The following is an 18,233-nucleotide window of genomic DNA, read 5'->3' as shown; positions in this document are numbered from 1 at the left end:
CCGTAACGCTACGGAATGCGTCATTGGGAGGTCATGAACGAGTCACAGATCGGTTATTGGGATGCCCTCGCCCTGGCGGCACACGCGGAAAGCGTCGTTTCCTTCCGCCGTGCCATTTACAAGATACTCGAGGCGATTGAATTCGGCGCGGTCTACTTCCTCGCACCGGTGGTTGCCGATCGACGCGTCGGCCGCGTGTTGTGGAATGTCGGCTTCCCCAAGGAGTGGGAAAAGCACTACAACGAGAAAGACCGCAGCGCCGACCCACTGCCGACGATCGCTCTCGGCCGTTCGAGCGGTTTCCGGTGGTCCGACGCACCCCAGTTGCGGGATCTGACCCTGGCGGAAAGACAGTATCTCGAGCGTCTCGAGGAATTCGGCATGGGCGAAGGCGTTGCTGTCCTGTGCGCCGCCCCGAATGCGCGCTCGGGATTCGTCGGCGTCGGACTGCCTGCTGATCCCGAAGCCATCGACGAAGCCATGATCCGCAAGGTCTCGGTCGCAGCGCAACTCTGCTTCCAGCGCTATTGCGCACTCGTCAGCGGGTTCAGCGAGGAATTGCCCGACCTCTCCCAACGTGAGCTCGACGTGATCCGTTGGATCGGGGAAGGTAAGAGCAATGCGGTGATCGCCGAAATCCTCGGCATCTCGAAATATTCGGTCGACAGCTATGTGAAACGCATCTTCGCCAAGCTCGGCGTTTCGGACCGCACTGCGGCGGCCGTCAAGGCAGTTGCGCTGGGCCTCATCGCCCCTGGCAGGCACAGCAAGAAGGCGGCACATCGACCCCGGTGGAACCCCTGATTCCAGCTCTGTAACAAATGTTAAATGTTGACCCTCAGTTTGGGGACAAGCCAAAGCGAATCCGACCTGTTAGTCGCAATTCCCAGACGGGCATCGCGCCCTTCGGGTCTCGCCGGACGTCACGGGTAAATCCCGGGCGTCCGGCCTATCATTACCCTGCAAGAGTCGAGATTCCGAGCGCCCGTTGGGCTGCTCGCCGAGCCTTCAATTGCGCGATTGCGGGGGTGACTGCCGATGAAGAAAAGGCTGGAGCGGGTAAGGGGAATCGAACCCCTCTAGCCAGCTTGGAAGGCTGGAGCATTACCACTATGCTATACCCGCTTCGATGCATTGAACCGCACCGGGCGCGCGCAATTGCCACGGTTGCGGCGCTTTCGTCAACCGCTTTGACGGCCTAGTCGGAGCTTTGCGAACTGTCCGCTTGTTGCTGATTGTCCGGCTTCTTCGAGCCCGCGCGCGGCAGGCTCACCGTTATATCGACCCTGCGGTTGGCGGCGCGACCCGCTTCGTTGGGCGAACCGTCGGGAAGCGCATTGGGCTCGACCGGATTCTGCTCACCGAACGAGATGATCGTGATCCGATCTTCTCCCACGCCCATCTCGACCAGCCAGTCGCGTACCGCCTCGGCGCGGGCCTGAGAGGCCCGGATATTGGCTTCGTCATTGCCCCCGGCATCGCTGTGACCGCGCAGCACGATCGGGCCGCCCTCTGCAACTTGTGGCGATTCGCGCACGGTAGCGAGTTCGGCCAGCGCTCCCTCGCTCAGCTCTGCACCGCCCTCGGGGAAACCGATGCGTGCGGTGAGCGGGGCGAGGTCGGCCTTCTGCGGGGGCTGTTCGACGTCGGGGCGCAGGATCGAAACCGGCGTTCCCGATGGCTTCGGCGAGGCTTCCGAGCCGGGTTCAGCCGTGTCGTTGTTGCAGGACGCGACCAACACGCAGGCCAGAGCCGTGGATCCCAGCGAGTGTAGTTTCATCTTCGCACCCCTCAATTCATGCCGGTTGCGGCTTCTGTCCGTCACCCTCGGCGCGGCGGGCGGCGGCCTTCTCGGCCGCCTTGTTCTGCGGCGGAGAGAAGGAAATGATCGTATCTCCGACCCGCGGTTCGGGCCGTGCGGCATGGGTGAAGAAGCGCAGCCGCCCACCCTTGCGGACGAGCAGCAGCATATGCGCTGAATCGGGCAGCTTCTCCTGCGCGTCGGCGAAATCGAACTCCTCGCTCAGCTTGGTCTTGCGGAAGATCCAGCCCATCGCCTGGCGTTCGTTGACATCGGTAACACCGAAACCGCTTTCGAACAGGGCGCGACCGCGGATCGACGGCGGGATGGCATGGCGATCGTCATCATCGGCGCTTTCGCCGAGCTGGTAGACCGAATCGCGCCCGATCTCGTGCGCAAACTCATTGCAGACCAGCGCGTTGTAGGCTTCATTGTCGGTCGCTGCGACCAGCACCTGATATGGGGTCGTGTCGAGATTATGCTCGGTCGCTTCGTTGAGAATCTCTCCGTGATAGAACGGCAGCCCCTCGCGCCGGGCCGCACCGAGCCGCTGCCAGCTCGAATCGACGATCATGACCGGGGTCTTGAGCGATTTCATTTCTTTCGCGAGGGCGATGGTCCAGGGGGTAGATCCGACGATCAGCAGCCCGGGGCGCGACGATCCCTTGATGCCCAGCAGCCGGGCGACCAGATCGACGGTGAAGCCATGCGCGACGACGGTCGCGACCACCACGGCAAAGCTCAGCCCGATCAGAATCTGGCCACCTTCGATACCGAGATCGCCCAGGCGCAGCGCAAACAGGCCCGAGATCGCCACGAGCACGATACCGCGCGGGGCGATCCAGGCGATGAACAACCGCTCGTTCCACGGGACCGAGGAACCGAGCAACGAGATCAGCACGGTGAGCGGACGGACTACAAACAGCAGCGCCAGCAGGAAAGCGAAAGGCCGCCAACTCGTCTGCAAATAGGCAAGCTCGTCCCACTGGAGGCTGGCCGAAAGCAGGATGAAAATGCCCGAAACCAGCAGGACCGCGATGTTTTCCTTGAACGGGTGAATGCTGCGCAAGCTGGTGACGCCCATATTGGCGAGCGCCACGCCCATGACGGTCACGGCGACGAGGCCTGCCTCGTGCTCGATCTTGTTCGACAGCACGAATACGAAGATCACCGTGATGAACAGCACGGGGACCTTGAGATATTCGGGGACCGCGCCGCGCGGGAAGAGAAAGGCGATGATGCGCGCCGCGACATAGCCGATACCACCGGCCAGGAAGGCCGCAATGATGAGAGGCGGCACCACTTCGATGACCGACGCCCCCGGGCTTTCGGCGACCTTGCGGAAATATTCGTAGGCGATCACCGCGCACAAGGCGCCGGTCGGGTCGTTGACGATCGCTTCCCACTTGAGGACCGAGGCTGGGCGGGTCTGGATATTGGCTTGTCGCAACAGCGGGATGACGACGGTCGGACCTGTCACGATCAGGATACCGCCGAACAGGACCGCGACCGGCCACACCAGGCCGGCGATGTAGAAGCCGGCCGCCGCACCGAGCGCCCAGCCGACGATCACGCCGATCGTGGCGAGGCGCCAGACGGCACCCCCCGAGTGGCGCAGCTCTCTCAGGTCGAGGCTCAGGCCGCCCTCGAACAGGATCAGCGCGACCCCGATCCCGATCATCGGCTCCAATAGGTCGCCGAAAGCCTCTTCGGGATGGATGATGCCGAGCACGGGACCCGCCATGAACCCCGCGAACAGCATGAGGACGATCGCCGGCCAGCCAGTCCGCCATGCGACCCATTGCGCGCCGATACCCAGCACGCCGATCGTGGCAATGACAATTGCTTGCGATTCCATCAGGCTATCCCGCCGTCCTCATTTGAAGCTGAGCCCTTCCCTTCAATGCATGGGCCGGACAATCTTTCCCGCACGCCCGGATCAGGTGCCCCGAAGGGACAAACGGGATCTCCAAACGCAAGGCGCCCCGCCATCCTGTGCGGACGGCGGAGCGCCTCATGTTCGTCAAGAAACGGAGTTGTCTGATCCGCTTGCCCGTCAGTCCTTGCGCGGCTTGATCGAGGCCCAGATCTGCTTCTTGGACAGGTAGGCGAGGATCGTGGCGAACAGGAGGAAGGCGAGCACGGCCCAGCCGGTCTGCTTGCGCTTTTCCATCTTGGGTTCGGCCGTCCATGTGAGGAAGGCTGCAACGTCGGCCGACATCTGGCTGATGGTCGGTTCCGGATTGCCATCGCCATAGGTCACCTGACCGTCGCTGAGCGGCGGAGCCATCGCCAGGTTGAGGTTGGCGAAATAGGGGTTGTAATAGAGGCCGTCGGGCGTCTTGGCGTCCGGGAAATGCTCCAGCAATTCGGCTGGCTGCGCCTGATAGCCGGTCAGCAGCGAATAGATGTATTCCGAACCGTTGTGGCGCGCCTTGGCCATCAGCGACAGATCCGGCGGGATCGCGTTGTTGTTCGCAGCCGCCGCGGCCACTGCATTGGGATAGGGCGAAGGGAAGCGGTCGGTCGGCAGGCCGGGACGCGTCGTCGCTTCACCGGTATTGGGATCGATCCCCGGCACCTGCTTGCTGGCGGCGAAAGCCTTCACCTGCGCTTCGCTGTAGCCGAGCGCCTCGATGTCGCGGAACGACACATATTTGAGGCTGTGGCAGGCCGCGCAAACCTCGGCATAGACCTGCAGGCCGCGTTGCAGCTGCTGCTTGTCATATTTGCCGAACGGGCCGGCGAAGCTGAAGCCACCCTCGGGTGCGTGCGATTCCTTGTGGAACTCATGCTCGGCAGTGGGCGCCACGAAGCGGCCATGCTCGGCAAAGACCGAGAACGCCGGGCCGACACCGAACAGGAAGGCCAGGAGGACGACGCCCGAGAAACCGAGGCCAACCAGCATTGCGATAAGACGGATCATGTCAGGTCTCTTTCTCTCGTCCTCAAACCGCGGGTTCGGCGTTCTCGCCCAGGACCGCCTTCTTGTCGGAGCCGAGCACGGCTTCGGTTATCGAATAGGGCAGCGGCTCGGGCTTCTCGATCAGGCTGACGATCGGCAGGATCACCAGGAAATGCAGGAAGTAGTAAGCCGTCGCGATCTGACTGAGCATGATGTACGGCTCTTCGGCGTGTGCGCCGCCCAGATAGAACAGCAGCGCCATGCACGGGATCAGGCCGAACCAGAAGAACTTGCGGAACAGCGGGCGGTAGTGGCCGCTGCGGACCGGGCTACGGTCGAGCCAGGGCAGGAAGAACCACACCAGGATCGATGCGAACATCGCCAGCACGCCCCACAGCTTTGCGGGCAGGATGAAGTCGAAGGTGAAGGCGCGCAGGATCGCGTAGAACGGATAGAAATACCATTCCGGAACGATCAGCGCCGGGGTCGAGAGCGGATTCGCCTCGATATAGTTGTCGGGGTGACCCAGCGCGTTGGGGCTGAAGAACACCATCGCGAAGAAGATCAGCAGCACGACGCCGAGGCCGAAGCCGTCCTTGGCGGTGTAATACGGGTGGAACGGCACAGTGTCCGATTCCTGCTTCACCTCGACACCGGTCGGGTTCGAAGAGCCCGGAATGTGCAGCGCCCAGATGTGCAGGATAACCACCGCTGCAATCACGAAGGGCAGCAGGTAGTGCAGCGAGAAGAACCGGTTCAGCGCCGCATCGTCGGGCGCAAAGCCGCCCAGCAGCCAGATCTGCAGCGGCTCGCCCACCAGCGGGATCGCACCGAACAGGCCGGTGATGACCTTGGCACCCCAGAAGCTCATCTGGCCCCAGGGCAGGACGTAGCCCATGAAGGCGGTCGCCATCATGAGCAGGAAGATCACCACACCCAGCAGCCAGATCATCTCGCGCGGCGCCTTGTAGGACGAGTAATAGAAGCCGCGGAAGATGTGCAGGTAGATGACTATGAAGAAGAAGCTCGCGCCGTTGGCGTGGGCATAGCGCATCAGCCAGCCCCAGTTGACGTCACGCATGATGTGCTCGACCTTGCCGAAGGCCACGGTCGCGTCGGAGGCGTAATGCATCGCCAGGATGATGCCCGTGACGATCTGCAGGACCAGGAAGAATCCGGCGAGGACGCCGAAGTTCCACATGTAGCTGAGGTTGCGCGGAACCGGATATCCGGCACCGACGGCGTTATAGACCAGACGGGGAAGCGGAAGCTTCTCGTCCATCCACTTCATGAAACCGTTCTGCGGTTCGTACTGGCGTGCCCAGGGAAAGCTCATAAATCGTCTCTCAGACCTCAGCCGACGCGGATGACCGTGTCGGAAGTGAATTCATATTCCGGAACTTCGAGATTGGTCGGCGCCGGTCCCTTGCGGATGCGGCCTGCCGTGTCGTAGTGCGACCCGTGGCAGGGGCAGAAATAGCCCCCGAATTCACCCTTGATCTCGCCTTCGGCGGCACCGAGCGGGACACAGCCGAGGTGGGTACACACGCCCATGGTGACGAGCACATCCTCGTGCCCTTCCTTGGTGCGGTCGCCCAGCGACTCAGGGTCGCGAAGGGAATCGGCCTCGATCGCGTTGGCGGCCTCGATTTCGGAGCGGGTCAGGCGCTTGATGAAAAGCGGCTGCTTGCGGAATACCGCCTTGATCGCCTGGCCCGGTTCGATGGCCGAAATGTCGACCTCGGTGCTGCTTTCGGCCAGCACGTCGGCCGAAGGCGCCATCTGGCTGATCAGCGGAAGCAGGGTGGCCACGCCGCCCACGCCTGCCGCGCCAACCGCGGCAATATTGATGAAATCGCGCCGCCGAACCCCGTCTTCGCTGTGTTCAGCGACTTCTGCGGGCGTAGCGGTGCCAGTTGTTTCAGCCATCAGCCTTAACCTTGCTCGAGCCAAGCGCCCCATTGCCGAATGGCGGGGCAGATACGCGTTCAACCGCCTTGGGGAAACTGTCCGCGCCCCCGCGACGGCTACCCCGGGATTTCGACCGACTGATGCGGTTTCCAAGCCCGGTTTGGGCGCGCTGATAGACGCAATGGCCGTCAAAGCCAACCGTGTTTTCAGCATGAATTGTGCAGTTTCATGCAAGTGCGATGAGGCTCAGCTGTCGCCCATAGTTCGGCTCGGCGCGGTGGGTCGCGCGGCGATAGGAATAATAGCGCGATTCATTGGCGTAGGTATCGAGGCCGAGGTCCTCGATTCTAGAGAGCCCGGCGCGCGCCAGCCGCGCCGCGACATAGGCAGGAAGATCGAATTGCCAATGCCCTTCGCGGCCTTCGACGAAGAAGCGCGAATCGTCAGCCGGGAACTGCGCGCGGAAACCGTCGTCGACCTCATAGCTGGCCTGCGCGATGGTCGGACCGATCGCCGCAGCGATCTGCGCGCGCCTGGCGCCGAGAGCCTCCATTGCTGCAAGGGTGTTTTCGAGCACTCCTTCGTGCGCGCCTCTCCAACCCGCATGCGCAGCGCCGATCACGCCGGCTTCGCCATCGGCGAACAGTACCGGGGCGCAGTCGGCGGTAACGATGCCGAGTGAAATGCCGCGCCTGTCGGTGACGACGGCATCGGCGACCGGCCTGCCCGTGGGCGCATCCTCCCATGCTTGCGTCACGGTCACCACGTCGGGCGAATGAACCTGGTGCGGGGCGACAAGTACCGACCCGGCGAGGACCTCATCCGCTGCGCACGCGCGCATGGCCGCAATGTCGGGCGGCGAACCTTCACCGCCAAAGCCGAACTGCCAGCCGGAGTCGGCGTGACCGACGAACCCGTGCGGGATGTCCCCCAGCAACCGGGATCGCGCAATGTCGAGTGGCAGGTCAGCCATCAAGGCTCCGCGCCACCTGCTCGTAGGTATCGCGCGATAGCTTGGCCGCCTCGCGGATCCGTTCGAGCTCGCTGCGCATCAACTCCGAGCGATTTGGCTCGATCTTGCGCCACTTGCCGAGCGAGGGGACGAAACGCGCCGCAGTCTGTGGATTGATCGGGTCGAGCGCCAGAATGAGGTCGGCGATCAGCCGGTAGCCCTCGCCGCTCTCGACATGAAACGCGTACGGATTGCCGGCGAAGGCCATGTAGAGCGACCGGACGCGGTTGGGGTTCTTGAGATTGAAATCCGGGTGCTCCGCGAGCGCCTTCACATGCTCAAGCGCATCGGGGTGGAGCGACAGCGCCTGGAGGGTGAACCACTTGTCGATCACCAGCGCATTGCCGCGATAACGCGTGTAGAAATCGAGCAGCTTGTGGGTGCGTTCGGGATGATCGAGGCCGCACAGCACCATCAGCGCACCTTGGCGGTCGGTCATGTTGTCGGCTTGGTCATACTGACGGGCCGCGAGTTCGGCTGCCGTTTCCGGATCGCTGGCAGCGACGTAGGTCAGTACCTGCGTCTTTACCTTGAGCGCACCGCGGGCACCCTCGCCATTGAACGGAACATTTGCGACGCGCTCGTAGATGTCGCGCAGCGGCTGCGCGAGCCGCGCTCCCAGCAGTGCCTTGAGCCCTTCGCGCTGTTCGTGAATCGTGCCGGGGTCGGCCGTCGCGCCGTCGCGCGCGACCTGTTCAAGGAGGTAAGTCTGGCTCGGCAGCATCATCAGCTCGCCGCGCATGGCATCGTCGAGCGCCTCATCGGCAAGAATCGCGCGCATCGCCTGTGCAATCGCGTCTTCGCCCGCGGTACGCTCCGTATCCGATAGCGAGTCCCTGGCAGCGGCGACCAGGTGCCCGACCACCAGTTCCTGCATTGCCTCGTACCGCGCAAAGCTGTCGTCATCATTCGCGGCCAGAAAAACGAGGTCGTCACGCGGTACATCGCGCTGGATCGTGACCGGGGCGGAGAAGCCGCGATTGATCGAAAGGATCGGCGGCTTGTCGAAACCGGTGAAATTGAAGCCCTTCTGCGCCTCGTCGAGGATCAGGAGCTGCTCGCCCGAATGCTTGCCGGTATCGCGGTCGAACAGGGCGACCTTGAGCGGCACGACCATCGGCTGCTTGCGGGATTGGCCCGGCGTGTCAGGCACCTCCTGTTTGAGCGCGAGCAGCGTCGTATCGCCCGAATGCAGCAGCGATGCCTCGACCTTCGGCGTGCCGGCCTGCGAGTACCACAAGCGGAACTGGGATAGATCGACCTCCGCTCCATCCTCCATCGCCTTGACGAAATCCTCGCAAGTCGCCGCTTCACCATCGTGGCGGTCGAAATAGAGATCGGTACCCTGGCGGAAGCGTGCCTCGCCCACCATGGTCCGGATCATGCGGATCACCTCGGCACCCTTGTTGTAGACGGTGGCGGTGTAGAAATTCGAGATCTCGCGATAGCTGTCGGGCCGGATCGGATGGGCGAGCGGGCCAGAGTCCTCGGGGAATTGCGCCGCGCGGAGGATCCGCACATCCTCGATCCGCTTGACCGCTTCACCCTGCATGTCCTGGCTGAACAGCTGGTCGCGCAGCACGGTGAAGCCTTCCTTGAGGCTGAGCTGGAACCAGTCGCGACAGGTGACGCGGTTGCCCGACCAATTGTGAAAATATTCGTGCGCGATCACGCCTTCGATCGCGTCGTAATCGGCATCGGTCGCGGTGTCCTCGTCGGCCAGCACATATTTGGTGTTGAAGACGTTGAGGCCCTTGTTCTCCATCGCGCCCATGTTGAAGTCAGACACGGCGACAATGTTGTAGAGGTCGAGGTCGTACTCGCGACCGAACACCTCCTCATCCCACTTCATCGACTTCCTGAGCGATTCGAGCGCGTGGTCGGTGCGCGACAGGTCTTCCTGCCGCACCCAGATATTGAGCGTGACCTCGCGTCCGTTCATCGTGGTGAAGGTGCCGCTGTTGGCCACCAGATTGCCAGCGACCAGGGCGAAGAGATAGCTCGGCTTGGGCCATGGGTCGTGCCAGTCCGCCCAGCCGATCCCGTCGTCGGTGGTCCCGCGCGCCACCTCGTTGCCGTTGCACAGCAGTACCGGGAACTGGTCGGCGGGCCCGCGCATGCTGACCGAGAAGATCGACAGCACGTCTGGCCGGTCAGGAAAATAGGTGATGCGGCGGAAGCCCTCAGCCTCGCACTGCGTGCAGAGCATGCCGTTGGAGGCGTAGAGTCCCTCGAGCTGCGTGTTGGCGCTGGGATCGATCTGGGTAGCGATCTCGATCTCGTGAGACTCGGCGCTGAGCGGGATGATAAGGTCCTCCCCGTCGACCGACCAGCTGTTCACCGCCTCGCCATCGACCTTGACCGAAAGCGGCGCCTGCCCATCGCCGTTGAGCCGGATCCGGCCCGAGGCCTCGGCCTGGGGATTAGGTTCGACCGAAAGGATAGCGGTCACCTTGGTCGAGTCCAAGCCAAGCTCGAAATCGAGCTTCGTTTCCGGCACCAGCCAGGCAAATGGCCTATAGTCCTTGCGATAGATGATCGCCGGTTCGTGCGGAGTCGGCGCCGCATCGGCGAGTTCGGGGTTGCCTTCGGGGTTATTGGGCGTTGCTACGATATCCATGGCGCTCGATTTAGGTTGCTTTGACACTGGGTCCAACGTTTAGAACGGCGAAATGGGACGATTGTTCATATTTGGCCTCGGCTACACGGCAGGACAGATTGCCGAAGCGCTGGAAAAATGCGGGTGGCAGGTCGATGCGACGGGCAGCAAGGGCAACTTCGATTTCGGCGACGAAGCGGCGGTGCGCGAGGCGCTCGCAAATGCCAGCCACCTGTTGTCGAGCGTCCCTCCCGATCGCGAGTCCGGCGGCGATCCGGTGCTCGAACGCTATGGCAACGCGATCCAGGGTCGTTGGATCGGCTATCTCTCCTCGACCGGGGTTTATGGCGACACCGAGGGCGCGTGGGTCGATGAAAGCGCGCCGACGGTAACTTCCGGTGCATCTGGAAGACGCAATGCGCGCGCTGAGGTAGACCAAAAGTGGCTTGAGATAGGCGCACGCGCTTTCAGGTTACCGGGCATCTACGGTCCGGGCCGTTCTGCGCTCGACCGGGTCCGCGAAGGCAAGGCGCGGCGGATCGATTTGCCCGGACAGGTCTTCAGCCGGGTGCATGTCGACGATATCGTGGCCGGGGTGGTTGCGGCGATCGACGATGACGCGCCGCCCGGAGTCTACAACCTCGCCGACGATCTTCCCGCCAGCGGCAATGCGGTGATCGAGGAGGCCTGCCGCTTGCTCGAGGTCGATCCACCGCCACTGCAGTCGATCGAGGAAGCCGGGCTGAGCGAGATGGCGCGCGGATTCTATGCAGAGAACCGCCGCGTCGCGAACGGCAAGGCCAAGCGATTGCTGGGCTGGCATCCGCAATATCCGACTTATCGCGAGGGGCTGTCGAGCTTGCTCTAGGCCTGCCGCGCCCTGAGCGCGATGAGCAGGCCGAACAGGGCGAGCAAAGCCCCGCCGATGGCCAGCAAGGACCAGCCATACCCTTCCGCCAAGGTCGAGATCAGCATGGCGATGATGACCACCGCCACGCCGTTATAGGCGGCACGGCCCGCCCCGAGCTCGCGCACGAGCTGGTAATAGAGCGGGAAGGTGACGACCGAGCCCGCCAAGGCGAGCCACACCAGGCCGTACCAGAAGGCCGGAACCACGGGCAGCACGGGCACACCTTCGGCCCACCACGCTATCGCGATGTTGAAAGCCGTTCCGTAAAGCATCGACCAGGCCAGCAGGCTCGCCATCGGCAGGACCCGTCCGACGCTTCCCGCCTGGATGATGTTAGCGAAGGACGCCGACAGCATGCCCAGCATCCCGAGCCCTATTCCCAGCACCACGTTCCCGCCGAGAGGGCTGACCCGGGCTTCATGCACCAGCAGCAGGGCGATCCCCGACAGCGCCACCAGGCTGCCCAGCAGGAAACGCCCGCTGATCGGCTCGCCCAGCATCGCTCGCCCGAGCAGCGCATTGGGAACGAACACGATCGAGAACATCACCGCGACGATGCCCGAGGTCAGGTGCATCTCCGATCGGTAGACGAAGTTGAAATTGCCGCAGAACTGGAACAGCCCGATCATCACCGCCAGCATCTGGCCCCGTGGTCCAAGCGCCAGCGGACGGCGCATCAGCAACGCGACCAGGAACATCGCCGGGGTGGCTATCATGAAGCGCCATGCGATCGACCAACTGGCCGAGGCATCGGCGATCTGCCCGGTTATGACATACCAGGTCGAACCCCAGATTAGCGCAGTGAGGAGAAACGGGAGAGCGATACGGGGCCGCAGCAGCGCATGCGGCGGAGGGGCGTCGCTCATAGGCTGGCGATCGCCCGTCGCAGCGCAACGGCATCATCCTGCGCCGTGTTCCACGCGGTGACGAAGCGGGCGGACTCCGCGCCCCAATCGTAGAAATCGAAACCCTGCGCCCGCAACGCTTCGCGCTCGGTTGCGGTCAGCCGCATAAAGACCTCATTGGCCTCGACCGGGTACATCAGCCTGTCGCTCGCCGCCTGGCCGATCTCGGCAGCGGCGCCATTCGCGGCGCGCGCATTGGCAAGCCACAGGTCGCCGTCGAGCATCGCCAGGATTTGCGCGGCGAGGTAGCGCCCCTTGCATTGCAGGTGCCCCGCCCGCTTGCGGCGGTACTTGACCAGGTCGGCCTGCGCCGGATCGAACAGCACCAGCGCCTCGGCGCTCATGCCGCCGTTCTTGATGCAACCGAAGCTGAGCGTATCGACCGGGCCGGCAGCCTCCGAAGCATTGCCGCCGAGGAACGCGGCCGCATTGGCAAAGCGCGCGCCGTCCATATGCAGTCCCAGCCCACGTTCCCGCGCGAACTGGCCGATGGCGGCCAACTCGCCTAGCCGGTAGCTCAGCCCATATTCGCTCGCCTGTGTAATAGAGATCGCATGCGGCTGAACCTGGTGGACGTCGTCGCGGATCGGATCGATCAGTGCAGCGATCCCCTCTGGAGTGATCTTGGCGCCGTCCCCGCTTGCCAGCATCAGCTTGGCCCCGTGGAGGAAGAAGCCAGGCGCGCCGCCCTCGTCCACCTCGATATGCGCTTCTTCATGGCACACCACCGCGCCGTGCGGCTGACACATGGTGGCGAGCGCCAGGCAATTGGCGGCGGTCCCGGTGGCGATCCAGATCGCGGCACATTCGCGCCCGAACAACTCGCTGAAGCGCGCATCGAGCCGGGCGCTAATTTGATCTCCATCATATGGCGAATCTGGCTGGTCTGCTAAACGCATGGCCTCCCACACGTGCGGGTGTACCGATGCGGCATTGTCGGAGAGGAAGGGCTTACGATCCATCGGGGAACGGCCTTACCGCGGCCTGCGTTATTGGCAAGAAGGAGCTTGGACACAATGAGCGACACCCTCGACGTCACCATCACCCACCATGTGCAGGGCCAGGGCGGCAAGTACGTCGCCCATCCCGCGGGAGAGAGCACGACCGGCTATCTCGAATGGGAGCCAGGGGAAGACTGCGACGGCAAGGAAGTGCGCGTCGCCACGCACACCATCGTGCCGCGCAAGATCGGCGGTCGCGGCATCGCCAGCCGGTTGGTCGACCACCTGATCGACCATGCCCGGCGCAAGGACTTCCTGATCGATCCGCAATGTTCCTTCGTCGCCGCGAAATTCGACGAGAATCCTGACTGGGCGGACCTACGCGCCAGCTAGGCGAGTTCGGAAAAGTCCTTCGTCGCGATGCTCGTGAGGATTGCGGCGCGCAGCTCGCGGGCCCGCTCCAACGGGATGCCGGGCATCGAGAAGTTTCCGCCAGCGAGCCCCAGATTGACGGTGGCATAGCCGCGCCGCTGGGCGATCGGGCCCTGCGATATCTCGATCGAATGCAGCTTTACCCGGCTCGCGATCTGGGTCGCGGGCGAGAGATAGCCCTTGGTCGACAGAACCTGATTGTCGTCGAGGGCATGGCGGTGAAACTGCCAGCCATAGAGATTTGCGGCGGCAGCTATGGCAGCCCCTGCCAGCGGCAGGAGCGCGAATCCGACTGGTGCGGCAATCGCCACAGGGATCGCCACCAGCACGAAGGGCAGCGAATCGTAGAAGGCACTGTCGAAGCGGTAGCGCCTGCTCGCACGGTGCCATTCGAGATCGCTGGCCGGCGGAGCGAAACCGGCCGCGCGCACGATCGGCGCGATCTCTTCCATCTGCGCGAAGGGCGCGACCACATGGTTGGAAGATCCGGCGTCCTGCGCCAGGCTGACGAAGCTCAATCCATGCCAGCCGAAGCGATAGCGCAGGAATCTGGTCCCGATCTTGATCGCCTGTACCCGATGCGCAGGCATGACCACATCGGTGCGGGTAAACAGTCCGCGACGGCGGCGGAAACCGCGCGATGTGCGCTCCAGAAGGAAGCCCCATTCGCGCGCGAAGGTGCGGGCAATGCCGGTCACCAGGCCGACAAGGATGAGCGACAAGGCCGCGATGAACGCGCCCAGGACCTGCGCCAGCGGGCCAAGGCCGGCGAGCCAGGCACCCGGCCCGGCCAGCTGTTGCTGCCATGCATCGAGATCCCACAGTTCGAATGGCAGCAGGAATTCGAACTGCTGCGTTACGCCGAACAGCACGGCGACGATCGCGAGCGAGAATTCGAACAGGCCGAACTTCAGGAGGCGCGGGGATTGCATGGCGAAGAGGGTTTCCGACTGCTCCTCCATCGGCTCGAGCGCCGCCTCCGTTTTGGTCGCTGCTTCAGCATCGCTCGCGCGCCAGGCACGGACCAGTTCACGCAGCCGCGCGCCCTCGCCTTCGGTGAGATAGCTCAGCTTGAGGTCTTCTCCGCCGCCCGATCCGGTCTCGAACTTGACCTCGACGAGGCCGAACAGCCGCGGGATAAGCTGCTGCTCGAGGCTGACGTCCTGGATTCGCTCATAGGGGACCGAACGCGCGGCGCGGCTGACAATGCCCGATTCGACGCGGATATCTTCCTCGCCCACGCGATAGGTGAAGCGCAGCCAGCCGAGATAGGCAAGCGCGACATTGATGCCGATCACGACGATGATGAGCGGGATGACGTAGGCGATCACGTCCGCCAGCTTGCCGTCGTCGATGATGGTGTAGGCCCCGATCACCAGCGGGATGATCATCTGCCCCATCAGCGCGACCGCGCGCACCAGGAAGCTCTTGGGATCGGTCCGCTGCGCCTCGCCGTCGGTGGTTGCCGGAAGGCTGATCACAGGGTCTCGCGCCTGATGTGGCTGCGGATTTCCTCGCGCATGTCCATCGCCAGGGTGTGTTCGAGCCCCGGCAAATTGACGGAGGCATTGTGCGTTCCGGCGGTGTGGAGCGTGAGCGTCGCGATGCCGAATGCGCGTTCGAGCGGACCCTGGTTGACATCGATATGCTGCACCCGGCCGAACGGCACCACCGTATCGGCGCGAAACCAGATGCCGCGCACGACCCGCAAGCGATCTGCGCCCATCGCATAGCCGCGCGCCAGGTGGCGGCGTAGCGGCAGTCGCAAGATCGCCACCACGGCAATGGCCAGGACCGGTCCGAAGATGGCCCCGGTCGGGAGCAAGTCCGCACTCTCCAGGATCAGCGACCCGGCGAGGAACGGCAGCGAGACCAGCGCCGCCTGGATCCGCAAGACCTTGACGTGGTTGGGGTGAAGCTGGGTGAGCGCGTCATCGTCGAGCGTCTCGACGGGTTTGGGGGTTTCCTCGTCCATGCTGTGTCAGATGGCTAATACGGCTGCGCCGCGCAAGAGGATTTGCGTCAGGTCAGGCTGGCATCGGCAATGGCTTGCGCCGCCTTGTAGTCGGGCTTGCCATTGTTGAGCCGCAGCGAATCCTGCGTGAAGACATAGGCCCGCGGCACCTTGTAATCGGCCAACCTGTCGCGAACATAGCCGTCGAGATCACGCTCGAGATCGCCGGCGTCCGGCTTGGGTTGCACGACTGCCACGACCTTGCGGCCGAAGCGCGGGTCGGGTGTGCTGACGATCCGGGCGTCGTGGACGCCGCGGTGTTCCATCAGCACTTCCTCGACCTCCTCCGGGAAGACCTTCTCGCCGCCGGTGTTGATGCACATGTTGTCGCGCCCGATGAATTCTATCGAACCGTCGGCGCCCCACCGCGCGCGGTCGCCGGTGAGCAAATAGCGCTTGCCGTTGATGGTCGGAAAGGTCTCGGCATTCTTTGCGTCCTCGCCGAGATAGCCGAGTGGCAGAGCGCCGCCCCGGGCGACGATCCCGATCTTGTCGCTGCCGGGCGGGATCTCGACCAAATCCTCATCGAACAGCGTGATCGCCCGGTCGGGCACGATCGTGAAATCGCCGCCTCCGGTGGTGCCGTCCTTGGTCGTCAGGCGCACCGCCGTCCCCCCGCCGCTTTCGCTGGAGCCGAGCACGTCGAGGATCATCAGCCCTTGATTGATCGCGATGAACCGCTCCTTGAGCGGGCCGGAGAACAGCGCGCCCGATGATCCGAGTTGGTGCAGCGTGGCAATCGCCTCCTTCGCATCGGCACGCGCTTCGAGCGCGGCGAGCAGCGGGATTGCATGTGCATCCCCGACGATGACGGTCGTTCGCACCCGGTGATCGCGGATGGTGTCGATTGCGATATCGGCATCGAAATTGGCGCCGGGTATGGTCACGACCGTTCCGCCGCGCAGGAGATGGGCGATGGCCGAGTATTGCGCGGTGCCATGCATGAGCGGGCAGAGCAGCAGCATCGGCGCCTGCGTGTCCGGGTGTTCGGGGACCAGCCGGGCAGCCGCGGCCACATGCTCGCTGAGCGAGGCAGCGACAAAGGGCTCGACGGTCAGGTCGCGCGCGAAGGTCGAAACTCCGTTCGATTGCCAGAAATCGGCGCACGGCCACATCACCGCCTTGGGCATGCCGGTGGTGCCGCCGGTCGCCATGAAGAAAGTGACCGAACGGTCGGCGCAGACCTCGAAACCCTCCGGAAGCGGCGCCCCCAAAAGCGAATCCCACTCGGCCTGCCCCGGCTCGGCGACGAGCGGGTCGAGCGCGCCGTCTGGCATGGCGCCCGCCGCGATCCCGGCGAACTCCGCGTCGACGAACAATGCGCTGAGACCAAAGCGCGCGAAGATATCCGCCAGCTCGCGCTCCTTGTAACGGTAGTTGACGTTGACCGGGGTCACGCCCGCCTTGAGCGCCCCGAAGAAGGCGAGCAGGTATTCGGGCGAATTACGCTGCATTTGCCCGGCGACGTCGCCTTGCTTGAGCCCGCGCTCCAGCAAGCCAGCGGCGATGCTGTCGGTCAGCCGGTCGAACTCGCCCCAGGCAATCACCCGGTCGCCATGCACAAGCGCCGGCCGTTCCGGCTCGATCGCCTGGGCCAGAGCCTTGATCGCAAAGCCGAAATTCTCACCCTGCCATGTCATCGATCTCTCCCTGCCGGGGGTCCAGCGTCACGGCAGGCTAGCGCAGGCGCGCGAATATGCAACGCGCCTTCGTGGCCGGAAAAAGATATGGGAGATGGCCTGGTGCTGCTGGGGAGGATTGAACTCCCGACCTCACCCTTACCAAGGGTGCGCTCTACCACTGAGCTACAGCAGCGCTCCGTCAGGCGGGCGCGCTATTGTCGCGCAAGCCCCCAATGTCAAGCAGGACCTGCAAGCATCTTGAGCTTGGGGCGCAATAGCGGCATGTGATTTCGCATGAATGAAGAGACCGGCAAGAATATGTCGCGCGAAGAGCGGCTGGCAGCCAAACTGCGCGAAAACCTGCGCCGCAGGAAAGCGCAAGGCCGGGAAATGTCGCAGCAAAGCGGCGAATCGGGTGCAGAAGGCCTTTCCAAAGACAGTGAGCGCAGCTAACGCCGGGTGCTCCTGAAAACCGGAGCAACGCGTGCCAAAACTGATCCTCGTCCGCCACGGCCAGAGCCAGTGGAATCTCGAAAACCGTTTCACCGGTTGGTGGGATGTCGACCTGACCGACAAGGGCGTCGAGGAGGCCAAGGCTGCCGGCGCGCTGATGCAGGACAAGGGCGTCCTGCCGACACGCGCCTTCACCTCGTTCCAGACCCGCGCGATCAAGACGCTCCACCTGGCGCTCGAGCACTGCAACCGGCTGTGGATCCCCGAGACCAAGGACTGGCGCCTCAACGAGCGGCACTATGGCGGGCTGACCGGGCTCGACAAGCAAGAGACGCGCGACCGGCACGGCGACGAGCAGGTGCATATCTGGCGCCGCAGTTTCGACGTGCCGCCGCCGCCGATGGAGCCGGGCAGCGAGTATGATCCGGGCGCCGATCCGCGCTACGCCGGGATCGACGTGCCCTATACCGAAAGCCTCAAGCTCACGATCGAACGGGTACTGCCCTATTGGGAATGCGACATCCTGCCGGTGCTGACAAGCGGCGAGACGGTGATCATCTCCGCGCACGGCAATTCGCTGCGCGCACTGGTCAAGCATCTTTCGAACATCTTGGATGAGGACATTACCGGGCTGGAGATTCCCACCGGCCAGCCGATCATCTATGATTTTGACGATAGCATGGCGCCGGGCGAGCGCTATTACCTCAAGGACAGCTGAGTAAGGACGT

The 18,233-nt window shown here is 63.8% G+C and carries 17 protein-coding genes and 2 tRNA genes; 5 read left to right on the top strand and 14 right to left on the bottom strand.

What is annotated here, in order from left to right; translation table 11 throughout:
* Window positions 1–33 precede the first annotated feature (33 nt).
* Window positions 34–804 carry a helix-turn-helix transcriptional regulator gene (locus tag P7228_RS06880; RefSeq protein WP_278017470.1) on the top strand — a complete coding sequence of 257 codons (771 nt, stop codon included), beginning with the start codon at window positions 34–36 and terminating at the stop codon, window positions 802–804.
* Between the two features lie 247 nt (window positions 805–1,051).
* On the opposite strand, the gene P7228_RS06875 is transcribed toward P7228_RS06880, so the two are convergent.
* The 8 genes from P7228_RS06875 to pepN form a co-directional block, all read right to left on the bottom strand.
* Window positions 1,052–1,125, bottom strand: a tRNA-Gly gene (locus P7228_RS06875).
* A 73-nt stretch (window positions 1,126–1,198) separates the two neighbouring features.
* Entirely contained in the window at window positions 1,199–1,780 is a 582-nt protein-coding gene (locus tag P7228_RS06870; RefSeq protein ID WP_278017469.1) for an OmpA family protein, read from the bottom strand.
* A gap of 16 nt (window positions 1,781–1,796) precedes the next feature.
* The gene (locus tag P7228_RS06865) at window positions 1,797–3,659 is read right to left on the bottom strand and encodes a cation:proton antiporter (protein ID WP_278017468.1); all 1,863 of its coding nucleotides are present in this window, start codon (window positions 3,657–3,659) and stop codon (window positions 1,797–1,799) included.
* Window positions 3,660–3,857: 198 nt separating this feature from the next.
* Window positions 3,858–4,727 carry a cytochrome c1 gene (locus P7228_RS06860; protein WP_278017467.1) on the bottom strand — a complete coding sequence of 290 codons (870 nt, stop codon included), beginning with the start codon at window positions 4,725–4,727 and terminating at the stop codon, window positions 3,858–3,860.
* 22 nt (window positions 4,728–4,749) lie between these two features.
* Window positions 4,750–6,042, bottom strand: coding sequence for a cytochrome b (locus tag P7228_RS06855; RefSeq protein WP_278017466.1), 1,293 nt, complete (start codon window positions 6,040–6,042; stop codon window positions 4,750–4,752).
* Window positions 6,043–6,059: 17 nt separating this feature from the next.
* The gene (petA, locus tag P7228_RS06850; protein ID WP_278017465.1) at window positions 6,060–6,635 is read right to left on the bottom strand and encodes a ubiquinol-cytochrome c reductase iron-sulfur subunit; all 576 of its coding nucleotides are present in this window, start codon (window positions 6,633–6,635) and stop codon (window positions 6,060–6,062) included.
* A 208-nt stretch (window positions 6,636–6,843) separates the two neighbouring features.
* Complete coding sequence (pgeF, locus tag P7228_RS06845; protein WP_278017464.1) at window positions 6,844–7,590, bottom strand: peptidoglycan editing factor PgeF; 747 nt, start codon at window positions 7,588–7,590, stop codon at window positions 6,844–6,846.
* The gene (pepN, locus tag P7228_RS06840) at window positions 7,583–10,249 is read right to left on the bottom strand and encodes an aminopeptidase N (RefSeq protein ID WP_278017463.1); all 2,667 of its coding nucleotides are present in this window, start codon (window positions 10,247–10,249) and stop codon (window positions 7,583–7,585) included. Before pepN ends, pgeF begins: the two co-directional genes overlap by 8 nt.
* Window positions 10,250–10,301: 52 nt before the next feature.
* Between pepN and P7228_RS06835 the strand changes: the two genes are divergently transcribed.
* Window positions 10,302–11,096, top strand: coding sequence for an SDR family oxidoreductase (locus tag P7228_RS06835; RefSeq protein ID WP_278017462.1), 795 nt, complete (start codon window positions 10,302–10,304; stop codon window positions 11,094–11,096).
* Here P7228_RS06835 and P7228_RS06830 read toward each other — a convergent pair.
* Window positions 11,093–12,004, bottom strand: a complete 912-nt coding sequence (locus P7228_RS06830; protein ID WP_278017461.1) for a DMT family transporter — start codon at window positions 12,002–12,004, stop codon at window positions 11,093–11,095. The genes P7228_RS06835 and P7228_RS06830 overlap by 4 nt on opposite strands.
* Window positions 12,001–13,005, bottom strand: a complete 1,005-nt coding sequence (locus P7228_RS06825; RefSeq protein WP_278017460.1) for a threonine aldolase family protein — start codon at window positions 13,003–13,005, stop codon at window positions 12,001–12,003. The genes P7228_RS06830 and P7228_RS06825 overlap by 4 nt, the downstream gene beginning before the upstream one ends.
* Before the next feature lie 54 nt (window positions 13,006–13,059).
* Between P7228_RS06825 and P7228_RS06820 the strand changes: the two genes are divergently transcribed.
* Window positions 13,060–13,377: a GNAT family N-acetyltransferase gene (locus tag P7228_RS06820; RefSeq protein ID WP_278017459.1), complete on the top strand. Its 318-nt coding sequence runs from the start codon at window positions 13,060–13,062 to the stop codon at window positions 13,375–13,377.
* Here P7228_RS06820 and P7228_RS06815 read toward each other — a convergent pair.
* From P7228_RS06815 to P7228_RS06800, 4 genes are all read right to left on the bottom strand, one after another.
* Window positions 13,374–14,897 carry a PH domain-containing protein gene (locus P7228_RS06815; RefSeq protein WP_278017458.1) on the bottom strand — a complete coding sequence of 508 codons (1,524 nt, stop codon included), beginning with the start codon at window positions 14,895–14,897 and terminating at the stop codon, window positions 13,374–13,376. The genes P7228_RS06820 and P7228_RS06815 overlap by 4 nt on opposite strands.
* Window positions 14,894–15,391 carry a PH domain-containing protein gene (locus tag P7228_RS06810; RefSeq protein WP_278017457.1) on the bottom strand — a complete coding sequence of 166 codons (498 nt, stop codon included), beginning with the start codon at window positions 15,389–15,391 and terminating at the stop codon, window positions 14,894–14,896. Before P7228_RS06810 ends, P7228_RS06815 begins: the two co-directional genes overlap by 4 nt.
* Window positions 15,392–15,438: 47 nt before the next feature.
* The gene (locus P7228_RS06805) at window positions 15,439–17,070 is read right to left on the bottom strand and encodes an AMP-binding protein (protein WP_278017456.1); all 1,632 of its coding nucleotides are present in this window, start codon (window positions 17,068–17,070) and stop codon (window positions 15,439–15,441) included.
* Window positions 17,071–17,170: 100 nt separating this feature from the next.
* Window positions 17,171–17,245 (bottom strand) — tRNA-Thr (locus P7228_RS06800).
* A 101-nt stretch (window positions 17,246–17,346) separates the two neighbouring features.
* On the opposite strand from P7228_RS06800, the gene P7228_RS06795 reads away from it, so the two are divergent.
* On the top strand, window positions 17,347–17,505 hold the full coding sequence (locus P7228_RS06795; protein WP_278017455.1) for a hypothetical protein: 159 nt from the start codon (window positions 17,347–17,349) through the stop codon (window positions 17,503–17,505).
* Between the two features lie 31 nt (window positions 17,506–17,536).
* Entirely contained in the window at window positions 17,537–18,223 is a 687-nt protein-coding gene (gpmA, locus tag P7228_RS06790; RefSeq protein ID WP_278017454.1) for a 2,3-diphosphoglycerate-dependent phosphoglycerate mutase, read from the top strand.
* Window positions 18,224–18,233 lie beyond the last annotated feature (10 nt).

Source organism: Altererythrobacter sp. CAU 1644 (assembly GCF_029623755.1).
GTDB lineage: Bacteria > Pseudomonadota > Alphaproteobacteria > Sphingomonadales > Sphingomonadaceae > Erythrobacter > Erythrobacter arenosus.
This window is presented reverse-complemented; position numbering and strand designations above follow the sequence as displayed.

Coding starts and splice junctions, on each gene's coding strand:
- P7228_RS06820 (WP_278017459.1), top strand. CDS start 13,060: ATGAGCGACACCCTCGACGTCACCATCACCCACCATGTGCAGGGCCAG.
- pepN (WP_278017463.1), bottom strand. CDS start 10,249: ATGGATATCGTAGCAACGCCCAATAACCCCGAAGGCAACCCCGAACTC.
- pgeF (WP_278017464.1), bottom strand. CDS start 7,590: ATGGCTGACCTGCCACTCGACATTGCGCGATCCCGGTTGCTGGGGGAC.
- P7228_RS06825 (WP_278017460.1), bottom strand. CDS start 13,005: ATGGATCGTAAGCCCTTCCTCTCCGACAATGCCGCATCGGTACACCCG.
- petA (WP_278017465.1), bottom strand. CDS start 6,635: ATGGCTGAAACAACTGGCACCGCTACGCCCGCAGAAGTCGCTGAACAC.
- P7228_RS06880 (WP_278017470.1), top strand. CDS start 34: ATGAACGAGTCACAGATCGGTTATTGGGATGCCCTCGCCCTGGCGGCA.
- P7228_RS06870 (WP_278017469.1), bottom strand. CDS start 1,780: ATGAAACTACACTCGCTGGGATCCACGGCTCTGGCCTGCGTGTTGGTC.
- P7228_RS06795 (WP_278017455.1), top strand. CDS start 17,347: ATGAATGAAGAGACCGGCAAGAATATGTCGCGCGAAGAGCGGCTGGCA.
- P7228_RS06810 (WP_278017457.1), bottom strand. CDS start 15,391: ATGGACGAGGAAACCCCCAAACCCGTCGAGACGCTCGACGATGACGCG.
- P7228_RS06835 (WP_278017462.1), top strand. CDS start 10,302: ATGGGACGATTGTTCATATTTGGCCTCGGCTACACGGCAGGACAGATT.
- P7228_RS06855 (WP_278017466.1), bottom strand. CDS start 6,042: ATGAGCTTTCCCTGGGCACGCCAGTACGAACCGCAGAACGGTTTCATG.
- P7228_RS06805 (WP_278017456.1), bottom strand. CDS start 17,070: ATGACATGGCAGGGTGAGAATTTCGGCTTTGCGATCAAGGCTCTGGCC.
- P7228_RS06830 (WP_278017461.1), bottom strand. CDS start 12,004: ATGAGCGACGCCCCTCCGCCGCATGCGCTGCTGCGGCCCCGTATCGCT.
- P7228_RS06865 (WP_278017468.1), bottom strand. CDS start 3,659: ATGGAATCGCAAGCAATTGTCATTGCCACGATCGGCGTGCTGGGTATC.
- P7228_RS06860 (WP_278017467.1), bottom strand. CDS start 4,727: ATGATCCGTCTTATCGCAATGCTGGTTGGCCTCGGTTTCTCGGGCGTC.